This is a genomic window from Candidatus Devosia phytovorans (assembly GCA_029202405.1).
Taxonomy (GTDB): domain Bacteria; phylum Pseudomonadota; class Alphaproteobacteria; order Rhizobiales; family Devosiaceae; genus Devosia; species Devosia phytovorans.
The window spans coordinates 3,293,037-3,310,775 of sequence record CP119312.1 but is presented as its reverse complement, the minus strand read 5'-3'; the positions used below and the strand labels follow the sequence as shown (position 1 = coordinate 3,310,775).

Below are 17,739 nucleotides of genomic sequence, written 5' to 3'. Positions count from 1 at the left end.
TCAGATCAGTAGTCGTTTGTTGCAAGGCAGCGTTGCACGTCAACCATTCTGCTAAAATAATCCTGATTTTCTGCTTCCGCATCTTTGCTTTCAAAGCAGCGTGATTGACACTGTCCCAATGTCCGTCACTACTCAAGTAGAAGCGGGCGTATGTCTTTGTAGACACGGGGACCACTTGATGGCGCCTTTCATGCGGACGGAGCGGGATGACGGACGCGGGCGGGCCGATCGGCACGTCGCCGGCGGCGCCTTCTATCGCCCCGAGATCGACGGCCTGCGGGCTGTGGCGGTCGTTGCGGTGGTGCTCTATCATTTTGGCGTCTGGGGTGTGCCGGGCGGTTTCGTCGGCGTCGACATCTTCTTCGTCATCTCCGGCTTCCTCATCGGCGGCATCCTGTGGCGCGAGCTTGCCGAACGCGGCCGGATCTCTCTCCCCGATTTCTTCATTCGCCGCATTCGCCGTCTGGCGCCCGCCTATGTCGTCATGGCCATCCTGGTCTCGATGGCCGGCTGGGCCATTCTGCTGCCCTTCGAATTCCGCGAATTCGGCAAGTCGCTGATCGCGTCGACAGTCTACCTGTCCAACGTCTATTTCTTCAGCCAGGCCGGCTATTTCGACATCGACTCCAGCAACAAGATCCTGCTCCACACCTGGTCCCTGTCGCTCGAGGAGCAGTTTTACTTCTTCCTGCCGGTGCTGCTGCTGGTGCTGGCGCGCTGGAAACGCATCCTGCTGGGTGCCATCGTGGCGATCTGCGCCGCCTCGCTGCTCGCCAATCTGGTCTTTACCCCGATCAATCACTCGTCCGCCTTTTACCTCTTCCCTTTTCGCGCCTGGGAACTGCTGGCTGGTGTGCTGCTGGCCATTTATGGCTATGAGCGCGCCGCGACATGGAAGGTCCATGGCGCACTGTCCTGGATCGGCCTGGGCCTGATCATTGCGACAGTGGCGCTGATTTCGGCGGGCCGCGATTTTCCGGGCTTTGCCGTACTGGCCCCGGTCCTGGGCACGGTGCTGCTGATCCTCAACGGCCGGCACGCCAATCCCGTCAATCGCCTGCTGACCTGGAAGCCGGTCGTCTCGCTGGGCCTGATCTCCTATTCGCTCTACCTCTGGCACTGGCCGGTGGTGACGCTCTGGACCTACTACCGCAATGGTCAGACCGGCCCGCTCGACATGCTGTGCTGGCTGGTCCTCTCCCTGCTGCTGGCCTACCTCTCCTGGCGCTTCGTCGAACTGCCGTTCCGGCATGGGTTGAAGATCCGCAAGCGCTTTGCTTTTGGCGGCATGGTCGCTGCCTCGGTTACCCTCGTGGCGATCGGTTTTGGTCTCTACCGCACAGACGGCCTGCCCAGTCGCTTCCAGCCGGAGGTGCGCACCCATATCGAGGCATCGGCGGATTTCCTGCAGGACTGGAGCCGCTGTGCCGTGGCGAGCGATGAACCCTTTGCCGGCATCAACCTCTGCCCCCTGGGGCCGGCTGGCGCACCGAAATTCCTGGTCTGGGGCGACTCCCATGCGCGCGCGTTCAAGGAAGGCCTCGAACGCATGGCGGCTGAACAGCAGGTCCCGGGCATCCTGATCTGGCGGGCCGGCTGTCCGCCCCTGTTTGGTATCCAGAAGCAGGAAAGCGCCACAACCCGCGATCAGGACGAGGAATGCACCCAGTCCAACGAGCGCATCCTGCAGGCGACGACCGGACCGCTCGATATCGACACCATCCTGCTGATCGGGCGCTGGTCCTATTACGCGCAGGGCGCGGGCACCGGCTATGACGCGGTCAACACCATTACTTTGGCCAGGTCGCCCGGCCCGATCCCCGGCACCGAGCCGCAAATCCAGGTCTTCGACAACGCCGTGACACAGACGCTCGACATTCTGTCGGCCCATTTCGACAATGTCTTCGTGCTGCGCCAGGTGCCCGAGGTTCCCTGGTACGATTCCCGCGATGTCGCCCGCAAGCTGGCGCATGGCGGTGCGGTGGCCGAGGAGGCCAATCGCTTCAGCATTGACCTTGGTGCCGTGGCCGAACGCTCGTCAGCCTCCGAAGTCCCGTTCAAGCGGGCCATCGCCGAGCACAAGGTGACCTGGATCGATCTCGACAGCTACTTCTGCAACGAGCAGAGCTGCTCCGTCCTCTACGATGGTCAATCCAGCTATTTCGACAACAACCACGTCACCAATTCCGCGGCGATCCGCAGCCGCGATCTTTTCGTCCCGCTGGTCAAGGCTGATGCCAATCCAACCCAGGTGAGTGTTGCCAATGCTCCATGATGTGACGACCAAAGTCTGGGATGTGATCGTTATCGGCACCGGGATAGGCGGCGGTACAATCGGTCGAAGCCTGGCCGAAAAGGGCTTCTCGGTCCTGTTCCTCGAAAAGGGCCCATTTGGCCCCCGCGCCGAACAGCAGAACATGAGCTATGATATTCTCGATCCCCATGCCCGCCTGATCCGAGGGCTGTGGCCGGTCGAGATGACGGGCACGATCAATGGACAGACATCGACCTTCCTGGGGCCGCTTGGCGCCGGTGTTGGCGGCTCCTCCGCCTTCTATGCGGCGACCCTGGAACGGCCCGAACGCCACGACATCGACGAGACGAGCCAGCACAAGCACCCCACTGGTGGCTGGCCGGTCGACTACGACAGTTTCGAACCCTATTTTACCGCAGCCGAGCAGATGTATTGCGTGCGTGGCGGCGTCGATACCCTCTCTTCCGAGCCACCTGCCGACATCCTGCCGCCCATCCCAATCGAAGCGGGTGACGAGTCCCTGATGGCCAGTTTCAGCCGGTTGGGTCTCCATCCCTATCAGTTGCACCTTGGCGTCAAGGCTTTGCCAGGCTGTGGCTTCTGCTTCGGCAGCAAATGTCCAAGAGTGTGCAAGATGGACGGGCGTTCGGCCGGGGTGGAGCCGGCGCTCGCCACCGGCAATGCCTCCATTCTCGACATGTGCGAGGTCAACTTCCTGCGGGCTGATGCCGATCAGGTGTTGCATGTTGAAGCACAGCGGGGCGGACAGAATATCGCGGTGCGCGGCCGTGCCTATGTGCTGGCCGCGGGCGGCTTTGGTTCGCCCAGGCTGCTGCTAGCCTCCCGATCGGAGCAATGGCCGATGGGGCTGGCGAATGGCAGCGATATGGTCGGCCGCAACATGATGTTCCACCTCACCGAAATGATCGCCGTCTGGCCGGAACGCGGTGGGCGTTTTGATGCGCCGACCCGTGGCCTCGCCTTGCGTGACTTTTATTCGAGCGAGGGCCAGCGCTATGGCTCCTTCCAGGCCATGGGGGTCAACGGTTCCTACGGCGAGATCGTGCAATATCTGAAAAACGTCTTTGACCGCTCGCCCCTGCGCAAGCTGCGTCCCCTGCGGGCGCTGCTGCGCATCCCCGCCTATCTGGCCTCAAGGATTTTCGGCAATGCCAAGGTCTTTGTCGGCATTATGGAAGACCTGCCCTACGCCGAAAACCGCGTGCTGCTTGATCCTGAAAAGCCGGAGCGCATCGTCTTCGAATATTTTATTCCCGCTGAACTGCGCACGCGCCGCGCCGAATACCAGAAGCTGATCAAGCGCAAGCTGAAGGGTCTGAAATCGACCTTCCTCACCTTCCAGCCGAACCTGAACTTTGCCCATGTCTGTGGAACGCTGCGCTTCGGCAATGACCCCAAGACCAGCGTTCTGGATGCCAACTGTCGCACCCATGAGGTCAAGAACCTCTATGTGGCCGATGCATCCTTCATGCCGACCTCGACGGGCATCAACCCCAGCCTGACCATCGCGGCCAATGCGCTGCGGATTGCCGACGCCATAGCGGGACAGCTTCGCGCCGATCCTGCCGGGGCCACTCGCAAGGAAACCTCGCATGCTCATTAGTGGGGTTGCCCCCCTGGTTGATCCGCTGGTGGTTATCACCGGAGCCGGTTCGGGACTGGGACGCGCCATGGCAGCCAGTTTCTGTCGCAAGGGTATTCCCGTGGTCGGCTTCGGCCGCTCGCCGTCAACCCTAGGGCAGGCCGAAGATAGCATTGCCAGTGCCATCTTCACGGCGATGGTGGTGAATGTCGCCGACGAGGACGCCGTCAAACTGGCCTTCCGCACGCTACGCGAGCGGCACGGCGATCCGTCGATTTTGATCAACAACGCGGCAGTCTATCCACATCGTGACTTCATGGAGGAGAGCGGTACGACCTTCATGCAGACGCTGGCGGTCAATCTCGGCGGCGTCGTCAACTGTTCGAGGGCCGTGCTGGACACCATGACGATCTCGGGGCGTGGCCGCATCGTCAATGTCGGCAGCTTTGCCGGGCAGGCCCCGACGCCTGCAGGCAGCGCCTATTCCGTATCCAAGGGTGCAGCGCGCATTTTTACCCAGGCGCTCGTGGCCGACGTTGCCGACCGTTTTCCCGACATTGTTGTCAGCACCTGGATGCCCGGCGTGCTCAACACGCAGATGGGGCTGGCGAACGGGCTCGACCCCGACATTGCCGCAGAATGGGGTGTCGACCTGGCAATGCGCAATGATCGCTCGCTCAATGGTGCCGAGTTTGAACGCAACACGGAAATCCTGCCCAGCCGATCGGCCAAGCGCCGCGTGCTCGACGCCGTGCTGCGCCGCCGTCCCGCGCCGGCCCGAATATTGGGACAGTTTACCGCCGAGCCGAAGGCGGCATAGTGTTCACCGATCAATGGATTTCTTCGGCCATCTCCTGCGCCATGCCAGCAAATTAATGATAGGCAGCGGATTTGTTTTGCCGGTTCGCAGCTATAACCTAGTCAAGACGTAGTTGATATCGCTCCGGGGGGAGACATTGACGAGTGATTGAAGCGCATTGTGTGTCGCCAGGGGGCAGGGACCTGTATCTTTCTTTGTATTTCGCCTTTGAGGCCCCGGCCAGTCCGATAGGCTGCAACACACGCGCCACGGTCATGGACTGCGTCCGGCTAACCGCAATATGGGCCTAGTTCAGCAAGTTCTGCGCAGCAACGGGCTGTTTGCGCGCGCGCTGCGTGGCTTTGCCTGGGCTGGCTCGGGCCACATCCTGTCGCAGGTCATCCGCCTCGCTTCCAACCTGATCCTGACCCGCCTGTTGTTTCCTGAAGCCTTCGGGCTGATGTCGCTGATCACGGTGCTGATGGTGGGCGTCGCGATGCTGTCCGACGTTGGCATCGGTGTTTCCGTGGCCCAGAGCAGGCGGGGTGACGAGCGCGATTTCCTTGATACGGCATGGTCGCTCCAGGTCCTGCGCGGCATTTCGATCTTCCTCTTCGTGTTGATCTGCGCCTGGCCGCTGAGCCTTTTCTACCGCGAGCCGGCGATCCTCTACCTGTTGCCCGCGGCAAGCCTCTCGGTGTTGATCTCCTGTCTCAATCCCATTCGACTCGAGACGGCGGGACGTCATCTGCTGCTGGGCCGGGTGGTACTGGCGGATCTCATCAGCCAGGTCGTGACCATGCTCATCACGGTCGTGGCCGCAATTCTGATCCCGTCGGTCTGGTCACTGGTGATCGGCATGATCCTGGGCACGGCGTTCAAGCTGCTGCTGGTCACGATCATGATCCCCGGTGAGCCGAGCCGCTTCCGCATTGATGTTACGGCAGCCCGCGAAATCCTGACCTTCGGTAAGTGGATCCTGCCCAGCACGGCCTTCGGCTATCTGCTTGGGCAGGGCGACCGGCTGATCTTGGGCGCCTATCTGTCGCTCGAGATGCTCGGTATCTACAATATCGGCCAGTTTCTGGCGGCCGCGCCGCTGGTGCTGGCGACCTCGGTGGTCAGCAAGATCCTGGTGCCGCTCTATCGCGAATACTTCACCCATCCCGGCGAGCAAAGCGCGCATAAGCTGCGCCTGATGCGCTTTGGCCTGACCGGCGGCGTGATGGCGCTATTGCTGTGCTTTGCGCTCAGCGGGCCCTTCATCGTTACTCTGCTTTACGACGCCCGCTATGCCCAGGCTTCGGCCATCGCCGTGCTGGTGGCTCTCGCCTGCCTGCCCCAGACCGTGGGACTGACCTATGACTGGAGCGCGCTGGCAGCCGGCGACTCACGCAGCTTCTTCTTCGTCATCGCCTTCCGCGGCACGGTCCAGGCTCTCGCCTTCATTATCGGTGCGGAAGTGGCCGGACTGTTTGGTGCCCTGGTGGCCCAGGCGACCGGTTTTCTGGTCGGCCACCTGGCGCTGATCTGGCTGGCCCGCAAGCACAAGGTGTGGGACGCCCTGCACGACGCCACCTATCTGGTCGTGGCTCTATTGATCACCGCCATCGTCACCTTCGTGCACTGGGACCTGCTCTATGCCTTCGCCCATCTCAACGGGTGAATCATTGCCCGATGAAGCTCGTCTCCGAACGCTCTTCCCACCAGCCGGGATTGGCCTGGTTGAACTCGACGATGGCATCCCAGCGCGGATTGTCGTCATTGAGGTGACGCAGGGCGCCCCAGCTGCCGAATTTGCTGGCCGAGGCCACGTCTGCGTAAATGGTGAAGACCGTGCCTCCGGCTTCCCTCCAGCCCGACATCAGCTCGCGGTAAAGACCGGCCATCTCGGATGAATAGTTGAGCGTCACGTAGAACTCGGCCAGGGCCTCGTCCTCCTGGTTGAGCCCGATACCGACGACATGGGTACCGCCCTCATACATGATGAGATCGAGACCGTTGTCGCTGGCGATCTTGGCCTGATAGGGCAGTGTGTTTTCCAGATATTCGGCGATCGTGCTGGATGTGTCGCCGGTGATGCTGCCATCCCGCAGCTCTTCTGCGGCCAGTGCGATCGCCTGGTCAAAGCGGTGCTCGGCGACAAAGGCGGTGGCGGCCGTGCCCGACAGGCCCTGCGCCTTGCTCTCGGTGGCAGCAGCTTCAATGCTGTCGGCAATCCACTCGCGCACCAGATCCGCCTTGGCATCGCCCAGGCTGTAGCCAAAGTAGCCGGTTACCGCATAGGAATCGAAATAGTCGGCCGCGCTTTTGTTCTCGGCCGGGTTTTCCGCGATCCATTGTGTCGGCGCAACAATGTCGGCCTCGATCCCCTGCCAGCCGGTGAAGGTGGCCAGCACCATGTCCAGCCGCTGATCGGCATCCGCGCCATAGACCGCGCGCCAGGCCCTGGCCATGTCCATTGCGCGCACCGAATAATATTGCAGCCACCTGTCCTTCTGTCCCCAGCGCGCGATCGCCTGTTCATCCGCCCATTGGGCCTGGTCGAACATCCAGTTCCAGACCTCGTTGGAAAACTCCACATGGGCCTTGAGCTCGGGGCGGAGCGTGGCGTGGACCGCCTCGGCGAAGCAGGTCAGATATTCATCGGTCGCCAGATGGGGCATGTTGAACCACGGGTCCGCGCCGATCTCGTTGGCCAGTTCCACCATGATCTCAAGCGGCGCGCCACGCAGGGCATAGGTGTAGTCGCCTGGCAGCGGGCGGTCGGCCCATTCCGACTGTTTGGAGTGGTTGGTCTGCATCCAGTCCATGAAGCGGACGAGCCGGGCGTCGCGGACATGCTTGATCCAGAGCGGATTGAAGATCTCGCCGGCATCGAAGGCGGCGACATTCTCTTCCTTGACGACCGAAATGTTGCGGATGTAGTTGCCGGTCTTGTTGGGGTCGGTCTCGAAGATCTTGATGCTGACGATCGTATTGCCGGTGGACGCCTCGAACCAGAGTTCGCCGCCCGTTGTTTCCCAATATTTCAGCATCGAGCTGACTTCGATCCGGCCCTCGCCTTCGAAGGTCAGGCGATAGCGGCCGTTGATCGACGTGGCTTCGGTCGGCAGACCGCTCAGCATCAGCAGGTCCACCGAGGTCAGCTCGGGTGGAATGCTGGTCGGCCAGCCATTTTCGTCGAGATAGCCATGCGTTTCAAGATCTTCATGGCTCCAGCCGCCCCATTGTCCGGGCAGGTGACCCGTCCATGGCCGCGCCGTCTTGGCGACGTCGATGAAAGGCTGTTCGCTGGTCCAGTCCTCGATGCCGGCCAGCCCCATCCCCACGCTGGGGTCGACCAGCTCGTCGCCTGGCGCCGCCCGGCTGGCGACGCCCTCGATCCGGTGCTCGGCCTGATAGGCAAGGATACTCTCGATGCCGCAGGCGGACTGGGGTGAAGCCAGTGGTGCCGCCTCCTGTGCCGGAGTGGCTATTGCCGTTATCAGCAACAGCCAGGTCGAAAGACAGACAGGTGCGGCAAGTTTCAGCATTGTGTTGTCTTTCCATGCCCGAGTGGAGAGGAAACATTTCAGAGTTCTCCGATGAGTCTCTGAACCCAACAATAATGCAAGTAGAAAGCTTGTGACGCGACGCAATGTCCTAAGTTATTCGGCCGGCTTCCGTTTCGTAGCCCAAGGGGCAGGTCTTAGCGTCGCGGCAATCGATGGGACCGGCGCTGTGGTTGATCCGACTGCCGACGGCGAGGCCTTCCACTGCATGTGCCCGAATATGGCGCCGGCGATCATCCAGGTGACGGTCACCAGCGTCGCATTGGGAATGAGATCGACCAGGCTGGCGCCAAGTATCAGCGCCAGAACCGCCAGATAGGGATCGATCTCGACTGCCTTCTTGCGCGTCTTCGCAGCCAGTTCGAACAGCGGCAGCGTCAGCAGGCCGAAGAAGCCGAGATAGCCCAGCCAGCCACTGGCGCCGATGACGCCCACCCAGAGGCCGTCCGTCACTGTCATCACGCGCCCCGTTACCGGGTCATGCACATGGTTGCGCCCCCAGCCGCCCCAGCCGAACAGCGGGCGTTCGGCCGCGCGGGCGAGCAGCACGTCCTCGTTCGCCAGCCGGAAGCCAAGCGATTGCGATCGGTCCGCGTCCATCGACGTGGCTTCACCCATGATGGCATCGATTGGAATGAGCCCGCCGCCGCGCAGCATGGGATAAAGGATCACGATGAAGGCAAGCACTGCCGCAATGCGTATCTGCGTTCGCCTCGAGGCAAACAGCGCCAGCGGGGCAAAGCACAGCGCATAGATGATGGCGCCTGCGCTCTTGCAGAGCACCAGCACGGCCGCGAGATAAAGGGCGATAGCGAAGTAGCGTGCCCTCTTGTCGGCCTCGTTTCGCAGCATGGATACGGCAGCGGCAAAGGTCATGAAGGCGAGGAAGGCCACCCACAATCCGTGCTCGAGGAAGACGATCGGCCGGAACCCGCCATAGCGGATCATCTGCGCAAAGGAATGCTGGAAGAACCCGTAGACCCAGATGTTGATCTGCGGGCTGAGCCGCACCTCGATCAGCATGGGGATGGAATAGGCGAGGCCTGCCACAACGAGTGCAAAAACCAGCTCGCGCATCGCTGCCGGTGTCCTGAGCACGTTCTGCGCCAGCAGCAGCGGCAGGACGAGATAGAGCTGGCTGAGCATGCTGGCGAGAACCTCGCTGGTCCCCATGCCAGGCCGATAGGCTGCGCCATCGATCAGCGCGTCACCATTGCTGAGTACGGTCCCGATGCCGCTCAACATGAAGACGGCGAGGGAAAGCCGCGCCAGTTTCGACTGCGGTAGCAGGCTCGGGAACTGACCTTGGCGAGCCCAGAGCGCAAAGAGCGCCGACAGTGCCGGAATCGAATGCTTGTCAAATGGCGGCAGGACCGGTGGATCGAAATTCACCACGGGTGGCAGGATCAGATAGCCGCCAAGGATCGACCAGATGAACGCCCGCTCCAATGGCAGGCGGCGGAAAAGCATGGCAACCACCAGTGGCCAGACTGCAAGCATGAGGAAGGAGAAGGCGTTCGGCATTGCAGATCTATGGAGAGTGTTGCGCTCTCTTACCCAGGGTTTGATTGATGGGAGGCGCCGCGCTTTTGGTCCGTTCGGTCATGTCATTCACTTCATGTCAGACGTCATGGGGCGGCTGAAGCGATGATAGTGTATATCCTGCGCGTGGAAAGTCGGCAGATCATAATATCGATAACACTGCTGTAACCGAAGGTTGCATGTAAAACTTTTGCTTTCGGTTTGGCGTGGTTGCAAGTTTTTGCCGCCACGGTCGATGCATTCCGGCATCTCTGGCTGCGTTAATACTTTCCTAATGTGTGAATTGCCAAGTCCATTTTGGCAGTTCAAGATGCTTCAAGCGTCCGAATTACGCAACAGATTTTTGGGGTGGGGAAATGCGGGAAGATGTCGAGGAGATCAGCGGGGCGATTGTAGTTCCGGGCGACATACAGGATGCTGTTGCGCCAATGTATCTTGCAGATGCATTCAAGAATTCCATGCGAAATCTTGCCGCGAGCGTGGCTGTCGTCACGGTGCGGGCGGGTGACGACGCCGCCGGCTTCACGGCGACCTCGATCATCTCGCTGTCCATGGACCCGCCCACCCTCCTGGTCAGCATCAACCGCACCTCGTCCTGCTGGCCACTCGTCCAGCGCAGCGGGCGTTTTGCGGTCAATATTCTCTCGTCCGCACATCGGGAAGTGGCGGATACCTTCGCTGGCCGTCGCGGCCTGAGCGGCAATGACAGATATGTCGATCCGCGCTGGCAACGCGATGCCAGTCAGATTCCACGGCTTGTTGACGCGCTTGCCGTCATTGAGTGTGATCTCGAAGAAGTGCTGCCGCGCTATTCTCACGCAATTCTGATTGGGCGCGTACTCAATGCATCGTGCAGTAATTCATCCCGGCCACTGGTTTATTGGCAGGGAGAATACAATGGCCTGTCTGGTCTTTCTGATAATATCTAGTTTGGTGTGCGGCTCGTGTAAAATTAACATATCAGCCTACGCATTTGGGTGGGGTGGATGAACACCCGAATCCACAATGATTCTTCGTGCGATACTTGCGTAATTTATTTGTGATCGCGTCGATGCGGCCGTTGTAACTTATGCAAGTGTGGTAATTGTACCATGTTGGCACAGTTTTCAATTAACGCTGTTGCTAGTGGCTGCTTCAAATGTGTTAATACTGTGTTAAGAATGGGCTGAAATCTAGACGAGGCCACAGAATGGTTGAAGCGCACGCTCTATCGATTGGCAATCTCGAAGATCGCAAACACGTTGCCATGCAACGGAGTGTTGTGTCTTACCTTGTTGCTGCAGTCGACTCGGTCATCGTCGTTGTTGCGGCCATCGTTTCTGGCATCGGCTACCACCATTTCGCCTTTGGCTTCTGGGACCAGCCAACGAAGTACCTTGCCATCGGGCTGGTCTTCGCCGCCGGTTTTGTCCTGCTGATGGTGGCCAAGGGCTATTACAAACCTTCGGTCCTGGTCTTTTTCTCCAAGCAGCTCGCCTATATCGTGGCCAGCAGTTTCATCCTGGCGACTTTCTTGGCGCTGGTGGTCTTTCTTCTGGGTGCCTCGGACTCGTTCTCCCGCGCCGCAATTGCTCTTTTTGCCGCCACTTCCACTGGTGGCATTGTGCTGAGCCGGCTGGCCTGGGCGCAGTATATCCGCGTCGCCACCACGCGCGGCACCGTGCAGAAGAAAAAGGTCATGCTGATCCGCGGCGCAGGGCATGACACCGCCTCGTCCCAGGCCCAACTCAGCGATTTTGGTCTCGAAGCAGTTCATGTGCTCGATATCGACGAACAGGGTCAGCTCAACCAGCTGCTGCCGCGGGTCAGCCTGTCGATCTCCAACAATGTGAGCGAAATCTATGTGATGACAGACGGCATGTCGCGCGATGCGCTTCAGGGTCTGATCAAGCAGTTGCGCACACTGCCGGTGCCCGTCCACTTCATGCTCGACTCCTTCGTGTCCCAGTTCGCCGTGCTGCCGGTCAGCACCTTCGGCGAGACGACCATCGTCGAGCTGCAGCGTGCGCCGCTCAATCTGGCAGAGCGTTATATCAAGCGCGGCTTCGACATCGTCTTCGCTTCCATCGCCATATTCTTCTTTGCCCCGCTCATGCTGCTGGCGGCCATAGCCATCAAGCTCGATACACCTGGCCCGGTCTTCTTTCGCCAGCAGCGTCGCGGCTTCAACAACAAGCCTTTCGACATCCTCAAGTTCCGCAGCATGTCCGTGATGGAATCGTCGGGCGCCATGACCCAGGCGATCAAGAACGACTCCCGCATTACCCGGGTCGGCAGGTTCATCCGCTCCACCAGCGTCGACGAATTGCCCCAGTTCTGGAACGTGCTCTTCGGTCATATGTCGGTGGTTGGCCCAAGGCCCCATGCCGTGTCGCAGGAAGACCATTACGACCAGCTGATCGCCCGCTACGCCTTCCGTCGTCACGTCAAGCCGGGCATTACCGGCTGGGCGCAGATCAACGGTCATCGTGGCGCCACCCCGACGGTCTCCAGCATGGAAGACCGCCTCGAGCACGACCTCTGGTACATGCATCACTGGTCGCTGTGGCTCGATATCCGCATCATGCTGCGCACCTTCGGCGCCATGTTCGATCGCAAGTCCGCTTTCTAGGGCGCGGCGTTTCCGGCTGAGGCAAAAGCAACAATGAACTGGTCACTGGCCCGAAAACGGCCGGTGACCTTTTTCAATGCATCGGTGGCGATGGCGACTTCGAATGATCCGCTGGGTTCAAGTGCGATAACCTCGACATCGTGAAAGTCGAGCATGGTCTGCGTGATCGGATATTGCGCCTTGTAAACGGCTTCCTTGATCGAGAAGATCACCTTCACCCGGCGCCCCGCATCGGGCTGATCGTCCAGCCAGGCCAGCTCAGATGGCGTGCAGATGCTGCCCCACAGATCGACCTCAAGCGCCGTGGCCTCTTCGATGTCGATGCCGACAGGGCCACGCTCCGGCGTGAGCCGCGCCGCAATGGCGATCACCGCACCCCGGCAGTGTGAAATGCTGCCGGTAAAGCCCGCCGGCCAGCCTGGCCCGCGCGATTCTGCTACGGGTAGGCCTATTGGCCCCTGACCCAGGTGCAGCAATGCCTGGCGCGCAGCCTGTCGTCCGGCTGCAAACTCGGCCTGTCGTGACGGCACGGCGCGGAGCACCGCTGCTCGTTCCTCGGCAAAAAGCTGGCTGACGTCGCCATGCGCATCGCGGATCGCCACGGCGACGCCTGTGGGGAGAATTGCTTGGGCCATCGCCTGGACAAGTGACAGAGGCGGGACCATGCCCGCCTCCTCAGTCAAGACTGCACCATCGGCGTCGCCCCTCGATCAGCCGCCATTTGGCCGCAGGCGATTGGCCATGGCATTGCGCCGCTCGGCGGCGCGTTGCGCGGCGCCGGTGAGGCGAACATCGGGCTGCCCTGATTGCGCGATGCGTTGAGCCAAGCCCGCCACCGTCGGATAGCGGAAGATGTCGGTAATCGCGAGATCGGGCGCAACGCTGCCCTTGAGTTCGCGATGCACATGCACGGCCAGCAGCGAGTGGCCACCCAGGGCGAAGAAATTGTCGTAGAGCCCAATCTGCTGCAGTCCCAGCGTCCGCTTGAAGGCCTCGGCAATGGTGCGCTGAGCGTCGTTTTCCGGTGGCGTATCCTCGTCATTGCCAGCCGCAGGCTGAGCCGGCAAGGCCTGCGCTTTCGGTGCCGGCAACTTGTTGCGATCCACCTTAGCATTGGGCGTCAGCGGGAAAGCCTGCATCACCACGAACTGGCTCGGAACCATATAGGGCGCCAAGGTCGCCGACAGATGCGCCCGCAAGGCAGCCTCGTCGAATTCGACGCCTGTGAGCCGCAGATAGGCCACGAGACGAACATCGCTCGCGTCATCCTTGCGCGCCAGCACGACATTTTCCTTGATGCCGGCAAAGCCCCCGATCGCCGTCTCGATTTCACCCAGCTCGATGCGATAGCCGCGCACCTTGACCTGGAAGTCGGTGCGGCCGATGAACTTGATCTGCGGCGACTGTGGATCAACGCTGACCAGGTCGCCTGTCTTGTACATGCGCCCGCCCGTTGCCGGATCGGCGAAAAATCGGGTTTCCGTCAGGTCCGGCCGGTTGTAATAGCCGCGCGTCACGCCATCGCCGCCGATGAACAGCTCGCCCGGAATGCCCATGGGCACCGGCTGCTGATTGGCATCAAGCACATAGAGCTGCGTATTGGCGATCGGCGTGCCGATTGGCACAACGCCATCTACATTGGCCGGCACGCTGAGCGTCGACGACCAGATTGTGGTCTCGGTCGGCCCATACATGTTCTCGATACTGGCCGACGTGGCCTCGCCGATCTGGCGCACCAGCGACGCGTTGAGCGCTTCGCCGCCGATGAACAGATGCCTGACCGCGGCCAGGGCCGCCTTATCCTCGTCGGCCGACAGGAACATCATCGCCATCGATGGCGTGCATTGCAGGTGCGTCACCTTGTGCTGCTGCACTTCGGCGGCAAGCCCGCCTTCTTCACCCTGCTCGATCTCGGCCGCGCCGACATCCTTGACCAGCGCGGAGAGCGTGGTCAGCCCCTCCAGCACCTGCTGCGTGGGTATGCCATAATCAATCAGGCAGGCCACTTCATCGACGCCGATGCCGGCAACCTGCTGCACCCGCGCCCAGCCGTCTTCCACCGTGCCGAACAGCCCGCTGTCCTCGAAATAGCGCAGGAAGGCATATTCGAGAATGCCGTCGAGTTCTTCCTCGTTGAGCGTGCGCAGGTCGACATCCATCGCCTGCGTCGCCCCGGCCGGCTTCTTGAAGGCGGGGAAGGCCCAGGCATATTGCTTGATCAGGGCGGTGGCGCTGCGCAGATAGTCCTTCATCGGCTGGCGCGCCTGCTCGCGCACCACCTCGCGGTCAGCGCCCATCAGCGTATGCAGCATCAGGGTGACCTTGTATTGCGACGGGTCGCGGCCCAGTTCGGCCAGCGTCTCGCGATAGGCGCGGATCTTTTCGGCCAGCTCGTCGACCGACTGGCCGAGCAGATGCGTCAGCACATTGGCGCCCTGGCGCGCCGCCTCGCGGAAGGTTTCAGGATTGCCCGCCGAAGTCACCCAGATCGGCAATTCCTTCTGGATCGGCCGCGGCTGCGTCACCACTTCGACGTCCATGCCGCCGGCGCTGAACTTCATCTTTTCGCCGCGCCAGAGCCGACGCACCGTGTCGATATCGCGGATCATCGCGGTCTTGTTGTTGGGCGGCGCATTCTCGGGCCGCAGCACGAAATCTTCCGGCATCCAGCCCGAGGCAAAGGCCATGGCCACGCGGCCATTGGTGATATTGTCGATCACCGCCCATTCCTCGGCCACGCGGGCCGGGTGGTGCAGCGGCAGCACGCAGCTGCCAGCGCGGATCGACAGGTTCTTGGTAATCGCTGCAACCGCAGCGCCAGTTACGGCCGGATTGGGATAGGGCCCGCCAAAGGCGCCGAAATGCCGCTCCGGCGTCCACAGCGAGCTAAAGCCGTTCTGGTCGGCGATCCTGGCGCCTTCCAGCAACAGTTCATACTTCGCAGGGCCCACACCATCGTCATTGCCCCAATAGTAGAGCCCGAATTCCACCGGTCGGGCCAGCCCGCCGCGTTCCGATTTGGCCGCCGCGGCGTGATGCACATGCAGCACCACCTTGAAGCCGCGGGTCAGCGTCCAGCACAGTTCCAGCACCGAAATGTCGAAGGAGAGGCTCGTAACGGCCAGCCAGACATTGTCGCCCTCGGGATTGACCGCAATGCGCTGGTCCATGCCGGCGAAGAAATTGGCGACATTGCCATGCTCGACCATCACCCCCTTGGGACGCCCGGTCGAACCGGACGTATAGATGACATAGGCGAGGTCGCCAGGCGCAGACCGCCCGCCCGGGCGTTCGCCTGCTGGACCTGCCAATACATCCTCGATCAGCACCAGTTTGCCACTATCAAGCCCCAGCCCGCCGGCATGGCGACGGTCGGTCACCACCAGCAACGCCTTGCTGTCCTCCACCATATAGCTGATGCGGTCGGCCGGAAATTCGGGGTCGAGCGGCACATAGGCGCCGCCGGCCTTGTGGATGCCGAGCACCGAGATCACCATTTCGACCGAGCGCAGCAGGTGCAGTCCGACCAGCGTGCCCGCGCCAACGCCGCGCGCGATCAGCGCTGCAGCCAGCTTGTTGGCAGCATCGTCGAGCTGTCGATAGGTCAGTGCCTGGCTGCCACGTGCGACGGCAATGGCATCAGGCGTGCGATCGACCTGCTGCTCGATCAGCGAATGCACGGTTGCCGTGCGATCATAGTCCAGCGCCGTGTCGTTGCGCGTGTAGAGCAGCTCCTGCAGCTCATCTGCGCCCAGGATCGGCATCAGCTTCAGCGCCGTCGTCGAACTGTCCTGCGCCGCGCTGGCAAAAGTTTGCAGCCATCCGGCGAGGCGCCGCGCATTGGTCGCCGACATCCGCCGGTCATCAAAGACCAAGGTGGCGCCATTGGTGCCGACGGCGATGGTCACGGCAGTGCTCGCGATCAGGGCCGGCACCGCGCCCTCCATGATGCCGATATCCAGCTTTGGCTCGGAAAGGTCAGGCTGGCGGGCCACGAGGTCGGCCAGATAAGGACCATCCTGACGCAGCTTTTCGATCGTGGCGCCAAGCATTGCGATGTAGTCGCCCGCGGAAGTATCCGGCGCGGCGACGAGGTTGAGCGGGACACTGGCCGAGAAATAATCTGAAAATTTCTGGCCGAGGGCCGCAAACTGGTCATTTGCATAGGCCAGCGACAGGTTTTCCTGCGCCGACAGTCGCGCAAAGAATGCCGCGATGGTTTCTGTATTTGTCCCGGTCGGCAGGTTGAGCGCAACCGATTGCGTCCGCCCGGCAGCCTCGCTCTCTGCAATCAGCGGCAGTTCGACATTCATCGCCTTGGCAATGCGCGTCCGGTGGCGCGTTTCGCCGGCAACCGCATTCTGCGATGCGGCGGTGAGCGCGATGCTTTCGTCCGCCGCCAGGCCCAGCGTGTCACCCGATCCGACCACCTGCACCAGCTGGCTGCCATCGGCCGCGGGGCCGGTCGCAAGGCTGATATCGAAGTCGGCGGTGGCGACCGTAACGCCACCCTCGGTTATCGAAACCACCGTTCCCGGCGTAGTGGTGCTGCGAATGTCCGAGATCGTCAGTGCGGTAACAGGAAAGACGCGCCCCAGCGCAAAAACCTTGGGCGTCACCAGCGGATTGCGATAACCCTCGCCAAAGCTCAGGGCGCGCACCAGGCGCGACAGTTCTTCGGCGGATCCGGTAAAATCCAGCGTCGCCAGGGCATCTGGCCGTTGGTTCTTGGCATAATAGTGCCGCTGCGACAGATCCTGCGTCCGGCCCTGCAGCGCGCCATTCTCAATCTGCCCGACGACCTCGACAAAGCTCGCCATGCCGGCTTCAAGGCACTTCGCATTGAGTGTCAGTGCCGTCTCGTCGGGTGCTATGGCAAAGCTCTGCTGCGCCAGGATGTCACCTTCGTCGATCCCCCCCGCCACAACATGCCAGGTCACGCCATGCTCGGTGCTCCCCTCGATCAGTGACCAGCTCGGTGTATTGAGGCCCGAAAAGCGCGGCAGCAGACCGTCATGGAAATTGATCGTGCCTTGGCCGGGCAGGGCAAGGGTCGCATCGGCAATGATCGACAGGTTGGCAATGCTCAACAGCCAGTCGAAAGAGCCGGCGGAAAAGCGCTCTGGCAGTTCGGACAAAGTGTTGAAGACGGGGATATTCTTGTCCGCTGCCCAATCCTGGTTACGTGGCGCTTTCGAGATCAGCGCACTGATTGCGTGTCCGCGTTCCAGCAAGATCTCTGCGCATTGCAGAGTCAAAAATTCATCGCCAGTAATAACAAATGTGGAGATTGTCATAATAATCGTTCCCGGACTGGCCTCTAAACTATTGAAGAGGATGTGCCAGTTTCCGGCAAGCGGTCTTTTTGCAATCTTG

At 61.3% G+C, this 17,739-nt stretch carries 10 protein-coding genes; 6 read left to right on the top strand and 4 right to left on the bottom strand.

What is annotated here, in order from left to right:
• The first annotated feature begins 190 nt into the window (after positions 1 to 190).
• The 4 genes from P0Y65_16260 to P0Y65_16245 all read left to right on the top strand — a co-directional run bounded on the left by P0Y65_16260 (position 191) and on the right by P0Y65_16245 (position 6,322).
• Positions 191 to 2,275: an acyltransferase family protein gene (locus P0Y65_16260; GenBank protein WEK03731.1), complete on the top strand. Its 2,085-nt coding sequence runs from the start codon at positions 191 to 193 to the stop codon at positions 2,273 to 2,275.
• On the top strand, positions 2,265 to 3,878 hold the full coding sequence (locus tag P0Y65_16255; GenBank protein ID WEK03730.1) for a GMC family oxidoreductase: 1,614 nt from the start codon (positions 2,265 to 2,267) through the stop codon (positions 3,876 to 3,878). The genes P0Y65_16260 and P0Y65_16255 overlap by 11 nt, the downstream gene beginning before the upstream one ends.
• Complete coding sequence (locus tag P0Y65_16250) at positions 3,868 to 4,677, top strand: SDR family NAD(P)-dependent oxidoreductase (protein WEK03729.1); 810 nt, start codon at positions 3,868 to 3,870, stop codon at positions 4,675 to 4,677. The genes P0Y65_16255 and P0Y65_16250 overlap by 11 nt, the downstream gene beginning before the upstream one ends.
• A gap of 280 nt (positions 4,678 to 4,957) precedes the next feature.
• Complete coding sequence (locus tag P0Y65_16245; protein WEK03728.1) at positions 4,958 to 6,322, top strand: oligosaccharide flippase family protein; 1,365 nt, start codon at positions 4,958 to 4,960, stop codon at positions 6,320 to 6,322.
• Between the two features lies 1 nt (position 6,323).
• Here P0Y65_16245 and P0Y65_16240 read toward each other — a convergent pair whose 3' ends face one another.
• On the bottom strand, positions 6,324 to 8,192 hold the full coding sequence (locus P0Y65_16240; GenBank protein WEK03727.1) for a hypothetical protein: 1,869 nt from the start codon (positions 8,190 to 8,192) through the stop codon (positions 6,324 to 6,326).
• Positions 8,193 to 8,306: 114 nt separating this feature from the next.
• On the bottom strand, positions 8,307 to 9,680 hold the full coding sequence (locus P0Y65_16235; GenBank protein WEK03726.1) for a hypothetical protein: 1,374 nt from the start codon (positions 9,678 to 9,680) through the stop codon (positions 8,307 to 8,309).
• A gap of 428 nt (positions 9,681 to 10,108) precedes the next feature.
• On the opposite strand from P0Y65_16235, the gene P0Y65_16230 reads away from it, so the two are divergent.
• Positions 10,109 to 10,681: a flavin reductase family protein gene (locus tag P0Y65_16230; GenBank protein WEK03725.1), complete on the top strand. Its 573-nt coding sequence runs from the start codon at positions 10,109 to 10,111 to the stop codon at positions 10,679 to 10,681.
• 332 nt (positions 10,682 to 11,013) lie between these two features.
• Positions 11,014 to 12,363, top strand: coding sequence for an undecaprenyl-phosphate glucose phosphotransferase (locus P0Y65_16225; GenBank protein ID WEK03724.1), 1,350 nt, complete (start codon positions 11,014 to 11,016; stop codon positions 12,361 to 12,363).
• On the opposite strand, the gene P0Y65_16220 is transcribed toward P0Y65_16225, so the two are convergent.
• Both P0Y65_16220 and P0Y65_16215 read right to left on the bottom strand, forming a co-directional pair.
• The gene (locus P0Y65_16220) at positions 12,360 to 13,028 is read right to left on the bottom strand and encodes a 4'-phosphopantetheinyl transferase superfamily protein (GenBank protein WEK03723.1); all 669 of its coding nucleotides are present in this window, start codon (positions 13,026 to 13,028) and stop codon (positions 12,360 to 12,362) included. The two genes, P0Y65_16225 and P0Y65_16220, sit on opposite strands and share 4 nt — an antisense overlap.
• Before the next feature lie 45 nt (positions 13,029 to 13,073).
• Positions 13,074 to 17,597 (bottom strand): LLM class flavin-dependent oxidoreductase, encoded by a 4,524-nt coding sequence (locus P0Y65_16215; GenBank protein ID WEK03722.1) that lies wholly within the window; start codon positions 17,595 to 17,597, stop codon positions 13,074 to 13,076.
• Between the last annotated feature and the right edge of the window lie 142 nt (positions 17,598 to 17,739).